Origin of the sequence: Pseudomonas sp. 22490, from assembly GCF_052044465.1 — a bacterium.
Classification (GTDB): Bacteria; Pseudomonadota; Gammaproteobacteria; order Pseudomonadales; family Pseudomonadaceae; genus Pseudomonas; species Pseudomonas aeruginosa.
In genome coordinates this window covers 48,679-64,360 of sequence record NZ_JBQENS010000031.1, presented here as the reverse complement: position 1 = coordinate 64,360, position 15,682 = coordinate 48,679, and the positions used below count along the sequence as shown (strand labels likewise).

Genomic DNA, 15,682 nt, shown 5'->3' with positions numbered 1-15,682 from the left:
TCCCGTCAGGCCAACGTGTCCAGCGCCAGAGGTTCGATGCCCCGCGCACGGTCGATCTTCTCGGCCACGCGGAAGGCGGCATCCAGCTCGCTGATGCCGTGCTGCTGCATCAACTGGAAGCGTTCGGCCTTCTCCTCGGGCTCGGTCATCGCCATCGCCAGGTAGAGACTGGGCGGCACAGCGCGGAACAGCACTTCCATCGACTTGGACAGGATGACGCCCTCGCTGAACTTGCCGGCCTCCTTGCGGGCCGAAAGCATCAGCGCCTTCTGCGAAGCGTTGAGTTCGCGGAAGCGCGCGATCTTCTCGACTTCATCGGGCGGCATCGACAGGCAGATCCACCACTCGATCATGTTGAGCATGGGCTCGGCCGCTTTCGGCAGGTCGTCCAGGTTCTGCGTGGCGAGCCAGAACCAGGCGCCGAGCTTGCGCCACATCTTGGTGATCTTGACCACGTAGGGCGCGAGCAGTGGGTTCTTCGTGATGATGTGGCCTTCGTCCGTCACGTTGATGATCGGGCGGCCCAGGAACTGGTCGCGCTCGGCGATGTTGTTGACGGTGTTGATGAGCGAGATGTAGGCAATCGAGAGTTGGGCGTTGTAGCCCTCGCGCGCGAAGGTGGCCAGGTCCACGATGGTGATGTCCGCCTCGGGCCAAGGCGTGCCGGACCGGTCGAACATCTCGCCGTCCACGCCCTGGCAGAACATATCCATGGCGTCGGCCATCTCTAGCAGCCGTGCGCGCCGCATCTCCGGCAGCGTGGCGTCGCGAGCGCGCTCGCGCAGCGCGTCGCGCACATCGCGCGTGAGCACCGTGCGTCTATCCGCCACGCAATGCTGGGCCGCATCGAGAATGCACTGGCGGACCAGGCTGCGGTCGGCGCGCGTCATGCGGGCTTCTTCCTTGTCCTCGCCGCCGGTGATCATCAGTCGTGCAGTGATCTCCAGCTCGCCGAGCACGTCGCGCTGCTCATCGCCGTCCACGGCCATGCCGGCATCGGTCTGGTCTTCGTCGAGCGCATCGGCGTCCAGCGTCTGTACCTGGCTCGGCGTATCGACCAAGCGCCAGGCGTCGGCGAACGGAGCCAGACTGACGCCCGCGCCCGGCGCGAGCTTCACCCGATGCACGGTGAGGCCCAGCCGTGCCGCGAAGTCGCCGAACAGGCCGAAGCTGTTGCCCGCCTCGACGATGAACAGGCGCGGCCGATAGATCGCCGTCACCTGGTTCAGGATGTTGTTGAGCGTCGCGCTCTTGCCCGAACCCGTGGGGCCGAACAGGAACAGATGCGCGTTCATCTGCCGGTCGAGGCGGTTCAACGGATCGAAGGTGATCGGACCGCCGCCGCGGTTGAAGAACGTGATGCCCGGATGCCCCGTGCCCTGGCTGCGGCCCCAGACCGGCGCCAGGTTCGCCGCGTGTTGCGCGAACATGAGCTGGGTGTACCACTGGCGCTTGTCGGCAGCCGGATCGAACACGCACGGCAGCCAGCGCAGGTAACTGTTCAGCGGCGCCACCTCGTCCTCTTCGCGTACCGGTTGCAGGCCGGCGTTGAGCATCACGTTGACGAGCTGCAGGCCGCGCGCATCGAGCTGGGCCAGGTCGCGGCCGCGCAGGTAGAACGCCAGCGCGCCGCGATAGAGCTTGTGCGCGCTGCCGATCAGCCCGCGCGCCTGCTGCACGTCCTGCCGGGTCTGCTCCGAGGCCAGGGTCTCGCCGACGGCCTTCCTGGCGAGGTGGTTTAGGTGCGCCTCCAGCACGTCCTGGGGCGTGGCGACCAGCGTCAGGCACATCACCGTGTCCTCGGGCATCTGGTCGAACAGCGCGTTCATGGCATCGCCGCCTTTGCGCGTCTCGCCCGTCAGATGACCCGTCACGGGTGGCGTGCGCAGGCGATCCATCACGATCACCCGATGCGGCATGCCGTCGAAGAACCACAGGCCGTTGGGCACGTCCGAACGAGGCTGGCCGAAGAACAGGCGCTGCGCGAAGTCGGTGCCGCTGGCGAGCTCGATCTCGCCCTCCTCCCGCTCTTCCGGGTAGCGGGTCAGCGCGTAGAAGCGTTCCCGATCTTCGGCCGTGGCGCCGAGCAAAGTCGGATTCGGGTTGAACCAGCGCAGCAGCCAGGCGTGGATGTCCGCCGCGCCGAGACGCCGCGCTTTCACGCCCGCATTTCCCAGCCCGCCGGCGAGGCGGTCACAGATCGTGGTCAGCGCCTGCTCGGGCGACTGGCCGCGCCGCAGGGTCGGGGTCGCGGGCGTGCGGCGGTAGACGACCATGCGCACGCGCCGGACCTGGCCGCGCCACGGCAGGCGCGTCACCGTGGTGTCGTCGAAGAAGCCCCCCGGCTTGGCGATGGCGCGCAGGTGATGGGCAAAGAAGCGCAGGTAGAAGTCGCTGAACGCGCTGCCCTGCGCACGCGGCTGCAGATAGTTCGCCAGGGAGCGCAGATAGTTGTCCCAGTCGGCCTCGTCCTGGGCATAGAGCTGCACCACCCAGGGGTTGTCGTCCAACTCGTCGAAGGAGTCCTGCAGGGCGTTCTCCAGCGCATCGCGCGCCTGCCATAGCCAGGCCATCTCGCGGCCCTCGGTACCGACCGGCGCCAGCTCGAAGAAGGCCGCCACCGACTGGCCGTCTTCCAGCAACATGCACTTCGTGTCGGGCAGGTACTCGACCCAGGGCAGCAAGTCCGCGAACGACGGCGCGACGCCATAGAGCGCATCGTGGTCGGCCTGGGTGGCCGGCCTGCGCCGGCCCCGGCCGAGCGCACTGCCCGGCTCGGCGACACCCTGTGCCGCCAGCGCCGTTACGTGCTGTGCCCAGGCATCATCGGCCGCATCCGCGGCGTCAGCAGGCGATGCGTCGGGCTTGCGTGACCACGGCAGCGACCAGGCCATCAGTAGTCCTCCACGCGCTCGCCCGGCATCGCGTACTGCACGCGCTGGTAGAGCGGGAACACCGTGCTGTAGCCGGGCACCGGCACCGGGTCGGTGCCCGCCAGGTGCGGGAACACGTACATCACCAGGTCGGGGTTCGGCAGGCGGTGGAACTGGCGGTAGATCTCGTTCTGCGCGGTACGGGTGTAGCGCGCCTGCACGCCGGGCGCCGCCTGCACATCGGCCTCGGTCAGCGGCCGGCGCAGGCCCTGGCGCGCGTCGAGCAGTTGCCGCGCGGCCTGGCCGCCGCCCGCGCCGCCGCCGGTCTCCTGATTCCAGATGTCGAGCATGGTGCTGTCGCCGTGCGGCAGCAGCTTCTCCTTGCTGGTGGCGCAGCCGCCGAGCAGGGTGGCCGCCAGCAGCACGGCGGCCGCGTCAATCCAGATCCGAGGCATGGGCTTCTCCGGTGCGGTGGTGGACCCGACGCCCCTTGGCGTCGTAGTCGATGTCGAGCGGTTGCTCCAGATGCACGGCCACCTTGGCGCCGGGCTGCACGTAGACCGCCGCGAAGGCCTGGCCGTAGAGCTTGTTGACCCAATCGGCCATGTCGCGCACGCCGCCCGCGAGGATGCGGCCCATCGCTTCGTTTCCGCTGATGCCGACGGTGCCCAGCGAACCGTTGCTGTTGGCGACCACGGCCACGCTGCCGTTGTCGGACTTGATGAGCGAGGCCGCGCCGGCGCCGGCTGCGGTGATGAGTGCCTGGCTGCCCAGGTACTGCTGGGCGTTGCTGCGCCGCTCGCCGCTGACGCAGGGAATGCCGTAAGGGTCGCTGATCCAGCCCAGGCCGCCCTGGATGCTGGCGCCGTTGTGCCCCGAGTTGCCGCCGCTGCTGCCACCCTTGCTACTGTCCTCAGGCACCGTGCGGATGGTGCCGTCATGGAACACGAACGTGACCGAGCGGATTTGCCCGCGCACGCACGAGAGCGTCCAGTCGCCCGAGGCCGTGCCGCTGACCACGGCACCGGCCACGTCAGGGATGTCGATGCCGTTGGCCGTGAGGTTGTCCGGGCCGATCAGCACCTTGAACGGGTACGGGTCGTTGACGGTTCCATCGATCGGCACGCGCCCGATCAGCGCCGTCATGGCAATCGACCCCATGAGCGTCGAGTTCGACGGCACGGTGTAGACCGCCTTCGTGGATGCGCCCACCGCGCGGCTGCCGACGTCGGCGACGGATTCCACTGCGGCCGACAGGCTTTTCTGGGCCGGCCCGAAGCTCAGAGGAAAGCTCGGCGCCTTGCTGCCGCTCTTGGCGTCGACCTTGGCGTCGTCGGGCTCGACCCACTGCGTGCCACCGGCGCCGCGGTTGAAGCGCTGGCCGTCACCCTCTTCGAGCCCCAGTCCGACGGGCAGGTCGGACGGGCCACCCTTGCCGGAAAGGCCGTCCAGTTGCCGCTGCAGATCCTGCAGCAGCCCCTGGGTCTGCTGCCTGTCGCTGGCCACCTGGGTGCGCTCCTGCTCCAGGCGGTTGCGCTCGCCTTCCAGCGCGCTCTGGATGCGCTGGTCGATCGCGCTTTCCCGGGCACGCAGGCGCTCGTTCTCGGCCTTGTGCTGCTTGTTGTCGCCGAGCGCGCTCTGCAGCTCGGTGCGCAACTGCTTCACCTGGGCCACCAGCGTGGCGACGGTATCGCGCGGCGTGTCGCCAGCGATGCCCAAGGCTTTCATCTCCTCGAGCGTGAGCGTACTGGCCGCGCCCTTGGGAGCGGGCTGGCCGCCGGGCGCGCCGGAGAACAGCTTGATGCCGACGAACACCAGCAGCAGCGCCATCGGGATCAGCAGCCACTTGAGCAGCGGATTACTCTTCATCGCGCGCTCCTCCGGTCGAGCCGGCCGCGGCGGCCGGCGGCAGGTTCACGCTGGCGTCGATCGGGCTCAGCGCCGGCAGCAGCGACTCGGCCAGGCCGTGGCCGCGCGTGACCAGGTAGAGCACCGTGGTGTCGGACGCGGTGCCGGCCGGCCCCAGGTTCGGATGCTGGAAGGTCGCCGCCACGAAGTTCCCCTGCAGGGCGCGCGGGTCGAGGTCGAGCCAGCGCGCCGAGGTATTGGTGAGTCGCACGGCCGTCACCCACTGGTCTTCCAGGCGCCACGCGGCCAGTGCCCGCGCGTGCACCGGCAGCGTCGGCAGCAAGGTGTCCAGCGCGAGGTCGCGACGCAGGTTCACGCGCCCGATGCCGGCGACCGGCTCGACGGTGCGCAGCGGCGCGTACAGGTTCTGCGCGGCATGGCGCGTCAGCACGACCGATACCGGCGTTTCGCGCCGGGGAACGGATTTGTCTGCGGGCGCATCGGCCTGCTCGTCCGCGCCACTTGCTGCACCGCCGCCGTAGCGCTTCGCGGGGGCCTCCGCTTCCACGATGCGCACCGGCTCCAGCGGCGCCTGGCCGTCCTTCGCCGGCTCGGCGGCGATGTCGAGCAGGATCAGCGCGCCGGATTCCACGTCCTGCAGTTGCAGCCGCGTGGGCGGAATCGGCTCGCTCGCCCGCAGGTAGATCGCGCCGCCTGCACTCTGCACGCGCAGTTGATCGCCGACGCTGGCCGGCACGCCGACGCGCACATTGCGGTCGATGAAGACCACGCGCTCTTGGCCGACCACCAGCGGCACCGGCAGGGGCAGCCGCTCCCAGCGCAGGATTTCCACGGCCTGGCTGGCCGGCACGAAACCGAGGATCAGCAGGACGCCGGCCAGGGCCGACAAGGCAACGGGCTTCATGGGGAGTCTCCCTGCAGGTGGCCGGAGGCGTTGGCGGGCGCGCCGGCCTGGGTCGGCGTCGGCGGCGGTTCGATGCGCTGGGGTGCGCCGGCGTAGCAGTCCAGCGCCAGGCCGAAGGGGTTGCGCTCGGGGTCTATGTCCAGCCGGACGACCTTGATGGGGTAGCGCACCAGGGCGCGCTTGACCTGCTCGGAGCCGTAGTATTCGTCCGCGCTCACGTCGAGCGTGACGATCCAATCGCGGTCGGAAACCACCTTGACGCGCGTGGCCGGATCGTCGCCGTAGCCGCGGCCGGGAATCTCGTAGATGCCGCGCACGCGCTGACGCAGCTCGCCGCTGGCGCGCCGGTACTCGTAGTCCTGTTGCAGGAAGGCCCGGCAGCTCGGCGTCAGGTAGGCCGACAGCACGCGCAGGTTGCGCAGGTAGTCTTCTTCGCCGTTCGTGGGCCAGCGCTGCACCTGCTGCCAGATATAGAACGAGAAGGCATACACGCTCTCGGGCGGCACGTCCCACCACTTGCGCGTGCTGCCCGAGCGCAAGTCCGGCGGCACATGGATGGTCAGACTCTTCGGCGCACTCCACCAGCCGAAGCCGAGCAGCAGCGCCACCACGAACAACGCGCCGGCCCCCAGACGCAGCGTCTTCACGTGCGCCTGCAGGTGCGCAACCTCGTTCCTGAAACGGCTCATGGCGCACCTCGATTGGCGTTTCGCCGGGTCGTCCAGTAGCCCGAGCGGGTGATGAGGCGCTGTCCGCCCAGGAGCGCTGCCAGCGCCGGGTGCCGCAATGCCAGCCGCCACTGGAGCTGCCGGTACAGCCAGGTGTCGGGCCGGCCGCGCTTCTGTGCGCGCAGAAAACCACCGCCGACGAAGACGCCCAGCGCGATGCCGGCGACGATCAGCGTCGGCACCATGGCGATGCTGTGCGTGAGCCAGGCCAGCGGCAGGCCGAGTGCGAATCCGGCTGCGGCCGACAGGCCGGCGCAGATCCACAGCTCGTCGGCGGTCAGCCCGCGCACGACCACCGGCTGGCGATTCAGCCGGTGCGGCAGGAAGCTCACCAGCGTGTCTTGCGGGGTCTCCGAGGGGACGGCCATCGCTTGCCGCCCTCACAGCACGCCGGTGGCCTTGGTGAGCAGCCAGATGCCGACCACCAGCAGGATCGCGCCCACGGCGACCGTCAGGCCGAACTGGCCCCAGGTGGCGCGGCCGGTGTGGATCTCCGAGTAGCGCGTGTAGGCGTGATAGCAGACACCGACGAACATCGATGCGACCACCAGCAGCGCGATCAGCAGCACGATGTCGTAGCCGTAGTTCTGCAAGGTCTGCAGGATGCCGCTGCCCTGGCCGCGCGAAGGGTCCTCCATGGTCGGCAGGCCTTGCGCGAAGGTCGACAGCGGCAGGCCCGCGAGCGCCAGCGGCAGCAGCGGAGCGGCGATGCGGGACGGAATGCGATGGGATGCCGTTGGAGTGTTCATGGCGTATGGCCCTTCGTGACGGTCAGGAGAGGAGAAAGAAGGTCAGCACCAGATACATCGCCACGAAGCGCACGACGACGGCGAGGAACTGACGCTCGGTGATGCGGTGCTCGGCCCAACCGACGTAGGCGGTGCGCATGGCCCACACGCCCCACAGCAGCAACACGGCGAACACGAAGCCCAGCACCACGGCAGCGACGGCCGAAGGCGCAAAGCCGCCGCTAGCCTGGAAGGCGGCGACCTGATCGGCAGAGGGCGTCATGGCGACGGCTCCTCGTCGTCGGCGCGGTCACGGCGAACGTAATCGCCGGCCAGCGGGACGGGATCGCGCGGCTGGGCGCGCTGGGGCACGAGGTAGTCTTGCAGGCCGGCGCGAACGCGCTTCAGGTCGGCACGCAGTCGGGCGTGGTCGAAGTGGTAGCGGGCGCGTTCCTGCGGAGCGGTACTGGCGGCGTGCTCGGCGAGGCGGTCGATCAGGTCGAGTTGGCGGGCGAGCGCGGCGAGCTGCTCACGCTCCGAGGCGAGGCTGTCGGCAGCGGCGGCAGGCTGCAGCGCCGAGAACGACACAGCCAACACCACGGCAAGCGCAGGCCATGCGGATGTGCGGCGGTTGGTCTGTCCCATCGTGCCATTCCCCGTTGAAGCGGATGGCCAGATGCTGTGGCGCTCTCTCGCTTTGCGCCGCAGGGAATGGGAACTACGGCATGCCCGGATTTGTTGGTCGCGCTGGCCGACATTCGCGCAATGCCTGGTGGATTTCTTGTTGGCTAGCGCCTACCACCCTTTGGTAGAATTGGGCAAACTTGGCAATCCAAAGTCACGAAAGACCAAACCAGATGGTTTTCAGATGAGTGAAGTCGAAAGCGAGATCCTCACGCTGGAGGAAGTCGCGGCCTACCTCAAAGCCGGCAAACGGACGGTCTATCGCCTTGCCCAGAAAGGAGAGATTCCGGCGTTCAAGCTTGGGGGAACCTGGCGCTTTCGCCGCTCGGAGCTGGATCGGTGGATCGCCGAAAGCATCAACAAGAAGAAGCCGGAGGCCGAGTGAGCGCGGACCATGCCAGCCGCCGAATCACGCTCGGGGAAGAACAAGGGGAGGATCGCCGTTGACGACACAGCAGCTTCTGACGCCGCACCAGAGCCAGTACTTTGCTTGGCTGCTGACCAGGCGTGCAGCAGGCGACTCCGTGGAGTCGCTGGCTTCGACCTTGGTCGATTCGCAGGTCGATCTGAATCCCCATCAGGTCGAGGCCGCGCTCTTCGCTTGCCGCAACCCCCTCTCACGCGGCGTGATCCTCGCCGACGAGGTTGGTCTGGGCAAGACCATCGAAGCCGGCTTGGTCATCTCCCAACGCTGGGCGGAACGGCGGCGGAAGGTGCTCATCATCGTTCCGGCGAACCTGCGCAAGCAATGGCATCAGGAGCTGCAGGACAAGTTCGGCCTGCAAGGGCTGATCCTCGAAGCCAAAAGCTACAACGCGATCCGCAAGCAGGAGCAGCGGAACCCGTTCCTGTTCGCCTCCGGTCCGATCATCTGTTCCTACCAGTTCGCGAAGGCCAAGGCTGACGATGTCAAGGGCATCGACTGGGACTTGGTCGTCCTCGACGAAGCGCATCGCCTGCGCAACGTCTACAAAACCAGCAACGTCATCGCCAAGACCCTCAAGGAGGCGCTGTCGCGCGTTCACTCCAAGGCGCTCCTGACCGCGACGCCGTTGCAGAACTCGCTGCTCGAACTCTATGGGCTGGTCAGCTTCATCGATGACCGGGTGTTCGGAGACCTTGATAGCTTCCGCTCGCAATTCACTGGCAGAGAGCAATCCTTCAGCAGCCTGCGTGACCGGCTGGCCCCCATCTGCAAGCGCACCCTGCGCAAACAGGTTGCCGCTGACGCTCGCGCCGATCCTCGTAGTCATCGCGTGCGATCTGCAACGCCAGCTTCAAAAGCATGTCCTGGACGGATTCCAGAACAACCTTGGCCACGCCCTTCGCCTCGGCGGCCAGCTCCGTCAAATCCACCACACCAGGCACGGCTAGCCTGGCGCCCTTGGCCCGGATCGAGGCCACCAGGCGTTCGGCCTCGGCCAGCGGCAAGCGGCTGATTCGGTCGATCTTCTCCGCAACCACGACTTCACCAGGTTGCAGGTCGGCAATCAGGCGCAGCAGCTCGGCGCGATCGGCGCGTGCGCCGCTGGCTTTCTCGCGGTAGATGCCGGCGACGTAAAAGCCGGCCGCCTTCGTGCTCTCCACGATGGCATCCTGCCGGCTTAGGTCTTGTTCCTCCGTGCTCACGCGCAGGTAGATGCGTGCGACTTTCATGCGGGCCTCCTGGTCATTTTGGGTATAGGGAAAATGGCTATTGTTCCATGCCTAGCCAAAATGGGAAGGCTCCCGACTCAAATTCCTCGCAGCTCGTGCGCGACAATGCCGAGGCGATCGGGCAATGCGCCGAGGCCGCGCGCACGGCCGGTTCAGATCAGCAATGCACCATCACCGTGAAAGCGCCGGCAGCACCGGCGCAGTAGGGTTGTGGGGGGACACCAGTTATTTCGGGAGGTTTTCTTCCGCCTCAACAGGTCCGGCGGCCATCGCGACGAGGCGCGCCGCGATACGCTTGCGCAGTTGCTCGGGGAGCGGGCGCGACGACAGCGCCTCGTGAATCCACAGCCCATCGGCGGCAAGGCGCGAAATGAACCTGTCCAACTCGGCAGCGTCGTTTCCAATCGGCGCAGGAGGTGCCCAGCGGTCGATGACCTGTTGCCACAGATCGCCAAGCTGCCGATTGTCGGAGCTTTCCAGCATGAGCAGTAGTTCGACCCGCCGGGCAGCTCTTGCGCAGGTGTTGATGTAGGCGGCGTGTCGTTCGGCGTCTGTCGCCCTGTCCGAGGTGTTGCCGGCGCTCGCTTCCAGCTCCTGTTCCCATGAGCGAGTCAGATGCTCATGGGTGGCGAGGATCAGGGCTTCGCGCGACGGGAAATGATACAGAAGGCCGGCGCGTGTCATGCCGGTTTCGAGCGCTACGGCGTCGAGGGTGACGGCGGTGAGGCCGTCACGCTCGATGATGCTCACAATGGCTTCAAGCACTTCGAGGCGCTTGCTGGCTCTCGCCATGTCGGCTTCCTTAGTGTTGTGTGGGATAGGCTGACGATTGCGAGCCGGGACCGTAGCGCCGCAACAGGATGCCGGTGATCAGGGCACCCACGGCCAGAACACCCGCCGCCACGTACATGACGACCGTATAGGCGTGGTCGAATGCGATTCCTGCCGCTTGACGCACGACAACACCATCGGCCCCCGCCTCGTTGGCAAAGACCAGCGCCGACGCCATGCTGTCGCGGGCCGCTTCCGAGGTTCCGGCGGGGAACACGACGTTGACCGTATAGAGGTAGGCCAAAAGACTTCCGAGAATTGTGACAGCGAACAGACTGCCAAACTCGTAGGACACTTCCTCGACCGACGACGCCATGCCGGCGCGATGCACAGGCACATTGCCCACAATAGCCGTTGATGCCACCGACATTGTTGCACCTACGCCGGCACCGGTCAGCGCCAGACCGGCGATCAGCCAGCCAAGGCCATGAGTGATGCCCCATGTCGCAAGCAGGACCGCCAGCGATCCCGCCGCAAGCCCGCCAGCTATAAGGATACGTAGGCCAATACGATGCAGGAATGCACCACCGAGCAGCGCAGTCGGCAATGATCCGAGCGCCGCCGCCGAAACCAGCATCCCGGCTTCCAGCGGCGTGAAGCCCGCAACGAGCTGGAAGCGTTGCGTCGTAGCAAGCTCAACACCGCCGATGGCGAACAGGGAGAACGCGGCCGCTAGAACGCCCGATGTGAACGCGGCATTGCGGAAGATCGAGAAGTCGAGCAGCGGGAACGGCAGGCGCAGTTGCCGGCGGACGAACAGCGCTCCGGCGAGGATGGCAACCAGCAGCGAAATAGCGGGGACGGCCCACGACTGCCCGGCATGGGCAGATTCCTTGATCGCGATCACAAAAGCCGACAGCGCCACCAATGCCTGAAACGACGACACCACGTCCCAAGGCTTGGTCGCATCGCCGGCCACCTTCGGCGCAACGATCAGCGCCGAAATGAAGGCAGCGACCACTACCGGCACATTGATGAGGAACACCGACCCCCACCAGAAATGGCCGAGCAGAAAACCGCCGATGATCGGTCCGAGCGCAGCGCCGACGACCGACAACGACCCCCAGATCGCAATGGCGATGTTGCGTTCCCGGTCATCCTCGAAGGTGACGCGGATGAGGGCGAGTGTCGCGGGCATCATCGCCGCCGCGCCGACCGCCAGAAAGGCCCGCGCCCCGATCAGGATTTCCGCTGTAGGCGAATAGGCCGCCACAATCGACGCGACACCGAACAGCACGAGGCCGATGAGGAACATGCGCCGGTGACCGATCCTGTCACCCAGCGTCCCGGTGCCGAGCAGCAGGCCGGCCATGACGAGGGGGTATGCGTTGATGATCCACAACCCTTGCGTTGCCGTCGCGCCAAGCTCGCGCGTCAGGGTAGGCAGGGCCGTGTAGAGGACCGAATTGTCCAGAACGATAAGCAGGAGACCGGCGGCGACGGTCACCAGAAGAACCCAGCGGTTCGAGTGGGCGGCAGGCATGATAGCACCATTCAGTGAGAGTAGCCAAACTTTACAGATAAGTTAGTAAAGTATCAAGCGCCTGCCCGTGAGGCTAGGTTATTTTTGGCCATGCAACTTGGCCGCGTGGATCTCGTTGTGGATCTCGCCGGCGTGGATCTCCGACCTGGCCAGCACGCCAAAAAAAACCGCCCCGGAGTGCGGGGCGGCGAAGTGGTGCAGGGTGGTGGTGGGGTTATCCGATCTTGGCGGCCCGCTTCGGCCGCTGCTCTTGCTTCTGCTCGCGCTTCTGCTCCTGTTCCAGTTTCTGCGCCTTCTGCTCCTGGCCAACGTCGATCAGCACCTTGCCCACCGCCGTAGTGACCTGGCGCTTGACGCCTTCGCGGCCCAGCTCGCTCTTGTTGGCCAAGTCGTTGAAGTCGGTGAAGCCCTTGGGATCGCCCGCCTGCTCGCCTGGCGCGAAGATCGGGAAGATGGCCTTGCCGCCGACCGCCTGCGCCGCTTCCTCGGCCTTGGCCCGGCCGGGGTTGTGGCCGCGCTCGATCTCCTGCTGTTTGTCATCGTCGCCGGCGATGATGATGGGCTTGTCCGGGTACTTCTCATGCAAGGCGCGGGCGACGTGGGGCAGATTGCCGGAGTCAAACGCGGCGACGGTAGCGAAGCCCAGCGCCTCGGCATTGCTCGCGGCCGTGGCGTAGCCCTCGGAAATCACCAGCGCCGGCGCTGCGGCCAAGGCATCCATGCCGCCGACCGGATGGAAGCATCCTTCCTTCTTCGAGTCCTTGGCGAATCGCTTGGTGCCGTCCTCCTGGATGTACTGCATCGTCCACTGCTTGCCGTCCACGTCGAAGGCGGGGATGACTTCCTCGGCGCGCATGTCCAGCGACGTGCCGGCATAGCGTTCGTTGATGTCATCCCATAGCGGCTTGAGCGTTGGTTCTTCGCGGCCGGCGATCACGCCATCGAGCAAGGCCCGCTTCTCGGCCGGTGCGAAGGTGTTGGCTCCGTAGTGCCCTAGAACTTCATGGCGCAACGTGATGGCGATTGCCTCGGGCACCGTCTCGCCGTCCTTCATGCCGAACCGCTCGCGGGCGTTCGTGCGGGTGATGAAGGTCGGGATTTCCGCGCTCGGGCCTTCGTCGTCCAGGAACTCCGGCTGCTCTTCGCCCGGCATGTCCACCAGGTCAGCGTTGCTGTCGGTGGCGTCCTGCTCGCTCAAGGCATCCTCCACGAACGCACCGGCGCGTTCGGCTTCCTCGGGGTCGAATTCGGCCTGGTAGCCGGGCGTCTGTGCATCGGCCAGCTTCTCGCGCAGCGCCTCGGTGGCGGTCGCGTAGTCATCGACCGGCGGCAGCGCCGCATCGGTGGTGTTGGTTTGGTTCTTCGGGTCAGTCATGGCGTTACTCCTTGTCGGTGGTTGAATCTGCTGGGCCGCTGCGGCCCTTGCTGTAGTCGGGCCGGCCTTTCAGGTCGGGATCGCTTCTGTCGATTGCCGACGTGACCGGTGTGAACAACCTTGCCGCCGGTCAGACCCTCGGCTTGGAGCCGAATGGAATCACGATCATCTACGGCGACAACGGTGCGGGCAAGTCCGGCTACGCACGCATCCTGAAGCGCGCATGTCGTGCAAGGCATGCCGGAAAGATCGAACCCAATGTGTATGCCGATCAGCCCCCGAAGCGCGTCGGCGCGAACATCGAGTACGGGGTCGGCGGTGTGCCGCAGCCGGTCGAACAGTGGCAGAACGGCGCAAATCCGCATGCAACGCTGTCTGCAGTGAGCGTGTTCGATAGCGACTGCGCCTCAGTGCATATCCGCGAGAAGAACGAGGTTGCATTCCGGCCCTTCGGTCTGGACGTACCGGATGAGCTTGCTGCAGCCTGTCAGGCGGTGAAGGATGCCCTCGGGGCTGAACAAAAGCAGCTTGAGAAGGCCCGCAATCCGATCTTTGCGGCGCCGACCTGGAAGGCCACCACGGCCGTGGGGAAGGCGCTTGCCGCGCTGAACGCCAATACAGACGCAAAGAAGATCGAAGCGTTGGCGGCGCTCTCGGCAGACGAAAGCGTCCGTCTTGAGCGTCTGCGGGAAGACCTGTCGAAGAATCCGACCAAGGCAGCGGCGGAACAGGCCGTCAAAGCCGACAACGTCATGCGGCTGATTACCGCGGTGAACAGCGTTGCAGCCAAAACCACCGATGAGGAACTGCTGGCGGCCGCGGCCCTCGCCAGGGACGCACGGTCGAAACGGGGCGCCGCACGTCTTGCCGCGGAGAAGGCCTTCACGGGCGAACCCCTTGCCGGCGTCGGCGGCGAGACATGGCGGGCGCTATGGGATTCCGCCCGACGCTACTCGACGGAGATCGCATACCCCGGACAGCCGTTTCCGCCGTCGGCCGAAGACGCGCATTGCATGCTTTGCCAGCAGCCATTGGAAGCTGAGGCACGTGCACGGATGGTGCGTTTCGAGGATTTCATACAGAAGGACACGGAACAGCTTGCACGCGAGGCAGAGAAGGCAGCTCAGACCGCACGTCAGACCATAGCTGCCGGGGCAATCGGCACGCGGGCGGTGAAGGCCAGTCTTGACGAGCTGGGCCTTCAGAATGAAGTGCTGCAGCAGCAGACGCGCCGCTTCATCGCCGCAGCCCGGCTGCGGCGCCACGTTCTGCTCAAAGCCCTGGGCGGAAACGGCGAGGTACAGCTTCCGCCCGTTCCACTGTCGCCGCTGCCTGATCTCGGCCAGCTTCAGACCACGATCCGCAACTACGCCGCCGAGCTGCGCAAGTCCGCTGACGCGGATGAACGCAAGAAGCTCGAAGCCGATTTCGCCGAGCTGAGCGACCGGGCGCTGCTCGCCGGCATGCTGCCGGTCGTCACTGACGAAATCCAGCGGCTGAAGACAATCCAGTTTCTGACCGAGTGTGCGGGCGACACGGCGACGAACACCATCACCAAGATGGGCAACGACATTGCCGACACCGTGATTACGCCTCGGCTGCGCGACAGATTTCAGGAAGAGATTGTCAGGCTTGCGGCCTCCAAGGTTCGCGTCGAAATCGTGCGCTCCGGCGGCAAGTACGGCTCACCGCAGTATCAGGTGCGCCTCTTCGCCAAGCCGGATGCCAAGGTCCACGAAATCCTGAGCGAAGGGGAAAAGACCTGCGTGGCGCTGGCCGCCTTCATGACCGAGCTTGCCACCGCAATGCACCGCTCTGCTCTGGTCTTCGATGACCCGGTGTCCTCGTTGGACCATCGCTGGCGTGGGCAGGTGGCCAAGCGTCTCGTGGAAGAAGCGGAGAACCGCCAGGTCATCGTCTTCACGCATGATCTGGTGTTCGTGAACGATCTGAATGACCACGCGACGAAGACCGGGCGGGCAGTGCGGCTCACGACGCTCAGTCGTGGCGCCGCGGGAGCCGGCATGGTGGCCGACGGCCTGCCTTGGAAGGCCCAGAGCGTCGAAGATCGCATCGACAAGCTGGAGAAGGCGGCACGTGCGGCGAAGCTGCTGCATGACAACAACCAGGAAGACGAGTACGCGGTCGAGGTGGCAAAGCTCTACAACTCGCTGCGCGCCACATGGGAGCGCGGCCTGGAGGACATCGCTTTCGTCCGCGTTATTCAACGCCACAGGGATTACATCAACGCCAAGGACCTGAAGAAGGTCAGTGCGCTCACCGAGGCTGACTGCGATGCTTTCGCCGCCGGATTCAAGAAGTGCTGCGACATTGTTGACGCACACGATCCATCCAGCGGTAGGAATGCCGCGCCGCCACCACCTACTGATCTCTTTCAGGACATCCAGGCTTTAAAGGACTGGGCCGCGTCTCTGCGAGACAGGCAGAAGAAGACTGCTTGAAACGTATTTGTTCACGCCAATGCTGACGTACTTGACGAAGCAGAGAACCGAAACGATGGCATCGTTCATCTGACTTGGCGCAGGGCTGC

15 protein-coding genes and 2 pseudogenes are annotated in these 15,682 nt (G+C 66.1%); 4 read left to right on the top strand and 13 right to left on the bottom strand.

What is annotated here, in order from left to right:
- Positions 1-5 precede the first annotated feature (5 nt).
- The 9 genes from ACTJJX_RS27540 to ACTJJX_RS27500 are packed head-to-tail and all read right to left on the bottom strand — an operon-like array spanning position 6 to position 7,747.
- Positions 6-2,894: a conjugative transfer ATPase gene (locus ACTJJX_RS27540; protein ID WP_054414800.1), complete on the bottom strand. Its 2,889-nt coding sequence runs from the start codon at positions 2,892-2,894 to the stop codon at positions 6-8.
- Positions 2,894-3,328, bottom strand: coding sequence for a TIGR03751 family conjugal transfer lipoprotein (locus ACTJJX_RS27535; RefSeq protein ID WP_025513344.1), 435 nt, complete (start codon positions 3,326-3,328; stop codon positions 2,894-2,896). The genes ACTJJX_RS27540 and ACTJJX_RS27535 overlap by 1 nt, the downstream gene beginning before the upstream one ends.
- Entirely contained in the window at positions 3,309-4,742 is a 1,434-nt protein-coding gene (locus tag ACTJJX_RS27530) for a TIGR03752 family integrating conjugative element protein (RefSeq protein ID WP_054414802.1), read from the bottom strand. Before ACTJJX_RS27530 ends, ACTJJX_RS27535 begins: the two co-directional genes overlap by 20 nt.
- Complete coding sequence (locus ACTJJX_RS27525; protein ID WP_054414804.1) at positions 4,732-5,646, bottom strand: TIGR03749 family integrating conjugative element protein; 915 nt, start codon at positions 5,644-5,646, stop codon at positions 4,732-4,734. The genes ACTJJX_RS27530 and ACTJJX_RS27525 overlap by 11 nt, the downstream gene beginning before the upstream one ends.
- Positions 5,643-6,335, bottom strand: coding sequence for a PFL_4703 family integrating conjugative element protein (locus ACTJJX_RS27520; RefSeq protein WP_054414806.1), 693 nt, complete (start codon positions 6,333-6,335; stop codon positions 5,643-5,645). The genes ACTJJX_RS27525 and ACTJJX_RS27520 overlap by 4 nt, the downstream gene beginning before the upstream one ends.
- A complete protein-coding gene (locus tag ACTJJX_RS27515; protein WP_003140993.1) occupies positions 6,332-6,742 on the bottom strand; it encodes a TIGR03750 family conjugal transfer protein in 411 nt (136 codons plus the stop codon). The genes ACTJJX_RS27520 and ACTJJX_RS27515 overlap by 4 nt, the downstream gene beginning before the upstream one ends.
- Positions 6,743-6,754: 12 nt before the next feature.
- A complete protein-coding gene (locus tag ACTJJX_RS27510) occupies positions 6,755-7,123 on the bottom strand; it encodes a TIGR03745 family integrating conjugative element membrane protein (protein ID WP_054414808.1) in 369 nt (122 codons plus the stop codon).
- Between the two features lie 22 nt (positions 7,124-7,145).
- On the bottom strand, positions 7,146-7,385 hold the full coding sequence (locus tag ACTJJX_RS27505; RefSeq protein ID WP_033986599.1) for a TIGR03758 family integrating conjugative element protein: 240 nt from the start codon (positions 7,383-7,385) through the stop codon (positions 7,146-7,148).
- The gene (locus ACTJJX_RS27500) at positions 7,382-7,747 is read right to left on the bottom strand and encodes an RAQPRD family integrative conjugative element protein (RefSeq protein WP_054414810.1); all 366 of its coding nucleotides are present in this window, start codon (positions 7,745-7,747) and stop codon (positions 7,382-7,384) included. The genes ACTJJX_RS27505 and ACTJJX_RS27500 overlap by 4 nt, the downstream gene beginning before the upstream one ends.
- 31 nt (positions 7,748-7,778) lie before the next feature.
- Between ACTJJX_RS27500 and ACTJJX_RS27495 the strand changes: the two genes are divergently transcribed.
- Entirely contained in the window at positions 7,779-8,171 is a 393-nt protein-coding gene (locus ACTJJX_RS27495) for a helix-turn-helix domain-containing protein (RefSeq protein WP_430282947.1), read from the top strand.
- Between the two features lie 139 nt (positions 8,172-8,310).
- Positions 8,311-8,949 (top strand): annotated as a pseudogene (locus tag ACTJJX_RS27490) (DEAD/DEAH box helicase); the annotation flags it as partial.
- A 49-nt stretch (positions 8,950-8,998) separates the two neighbouring features.
- Here the strand turns inward: ACTJJX_RS27490 and ACTJJX_RS27485 are convergent.
- Positions 8,999-9,442: pseudogene (locus tag ACTJJX_RS27485) on the bottom strand (recombinase family protein); the annotation flags it as partial.
- 47 nt (positions 9,443-9,489) lie between these two features.
- On the opposite strand from ACTJJX_RS27485, the gene ACTJJX_RS27480 reads away from it, so the two are divergent.
- Positions 9,490-9,648, top strand: coding sequence for a DUF6118 family protein (locus ACTJJX_RS27480; RefSeq protein WP_240326617.1), 159 nt, complete (start codon positions 9,490-9,492; stop codon positions 9,646-9,648).
- A gap of 19 nt (positions 9,649-9,667) precedes the next feature.
- On the opposite strand, the gene ACTJJX_RS27475 is transcribed toward ACTJJX_RS27480, so the two are convergent.
- From ACTJJX_RS27475 to ACTJJX_RS27465, 3 genes are all read right to left on the bottom strand, one after another.
- Positions 9,668-10,234 carry a TetR/AcrR family transcriptional regulator gene (locus tag ACTJJX_RS27475; RefSeq protein WP_008786762.1) on the bottom strand — a complete coding sequence of 189 codons (567 nt, stop codon included), beginning with the start codon at positions 10,232-10,234 and terminating at the stop codon, positions 9,668-9,670.
- Positions 10,235-10,244: 10 nt separating this feature from the next.
- Positions 10,245-11,756 (bottom strand): MFS transporter, encoded by a 1,512-nt coding sequence (locus ACTJJX_RS27470; protein ID WP_003830786.1) that lies wholly within the window; start codon positions 11,754-11,756, stop codon positions 10,245-10,247.
- A gap of 214 nt (positions 11,757-11,970) precedes the next feature.
- Positions 11,971-13,131 carry a toprim domain-containing protein gene (locus ACTJJX_RS27465; protein ID WP_440782035.1) on the bottom strand — a complete coding sequence of 387 codons (1,161 nt, stop codon included), beginning with the start codon at positions 13,129-13,131 and terminating at the stop codon, positions 11,971-11,973.
- 110 nt (positions 13,132-13,241) lie between these two features.
- Here ACTJJX_RS27465 and ACTJJX_RS27460 point away from each other — a divergent pair, with 110 nt between their 5' ends.
- Positions 13,242-15,593, top strand: coding sequence for an AAA family ATPase (locus tag ACTJJX_RS27460; RefSeq protein ID WP_440782034.1), 2,352 nt, complete (start codon positions 13,242-13,244; stop codon positions 15,591-15,593).
- Positions 15,594-15,682 lie beyond the last annotated feature (89 nt).

Bases quoted from the DNA above. Each gene is read 5' to 3' on its own strand.
- ACTJJX_RS27540 (WP_054414800.1), bottom strand. From the start codon at position 2,894: ATGGCCTGGTCGCTGCCGTGGTCACGCAAGCCCGACGCATCGCCTGCT.
- ACTJJX_RS27535 (WP_025513344.1), bottom strand. From the start codon at position 3,328: ATGCCTCGGATCTGGATTGACGCGGCCGCCGTGCTGCTGGCGGCCACC.
- ACTJJX_RS27530 (WP_054414802.1), bottom strand. From the start codon at position 4,742: ATGAAGAGTAATCCGCTGCTCAAGTGGCTGCTGATCCCGATGGCGCTG.
- ACTJJX_RS27525 (WP_054414804.1), bottom strand. From the start codon at position 5,646: ATGAAGCCCGTTGCCTTGTCGGCCCTGGCCGGCGTCCTGCTGATCCTC.
- ACTJJX_RS27520 (WP_054414806.1), bottom strand. From the start codon at position 6,335: ATGAGCCGTTTCAGGAACGAGGTTGCGCACCTGCAGGCGCACGTGAAG.
- ACTJJX_RS27515 (WP_003140993.1), bottom strand. From the start codon at position 6,742: ATGGCCGTCCCCTCGGAGACCCCGCAAGACACGCTGGTGAGCTTCCTG.
- ACTJJX_RS27510 (WP_054414808.1), bottom strand. From the start codon at position 7,123: ATGAACACTCCAACGGCATCCCATCGCATTCCGTCCCGCATCGCCGCT.
- ACTJJX_RS27505 (WP_033986599.1), bottom strand. From the start codon at position 7,385: ATGACGCCCTCTGCCGATCAGGTCGCCGCCTTCCAGGCTAGCGGCGGC.
- ACTJJX_RS27500 (WP_054414810.1), bottom strand. From the start codon at position 7,747: ATGGGACAGACCAACCGCCGCACATCCGCATGGCCTGCGCTTGCCGTG.
- ACTJJX_RS27495 (WP_430282947.1), top strand. From the start codon at position 7,779: ATGCTGTGGCGCTCTCTCGCTTTGCGCCGCAGGGAATGGGAACTACGG.
- ACTJJX_RS27480 (WP_240326617.1), top strand. From the start codon at position 9,490: ATGCCTAGCCAAAATGGGAAGGCTCCCGACTCAAATTCCTCGCAGCTC.
- ACTJJX_RS27475 (WP_008786762.1), bottom strand. From the start codon at position 10,234: ATGGCGAGAGCCAGCAAGCGCCTCGAAGTGCTTGAAGCCATTGTGAGC.
- ACTJJX_RS27470 (WP_003830786.1), bottom strand. From the start codon at position 11,756: ATGCCTGCCGCCCACTCGAACCGCTGGGTTCTTCTGGTGACCGTCGCC.
- ACTJJX_RS27465 (WP_440782035.1), bottom strand. From the start codon at position 13,131: ATGACTGACCCGAAGAACCAAACCAACACCACCGATGCGGCGCTGCCG.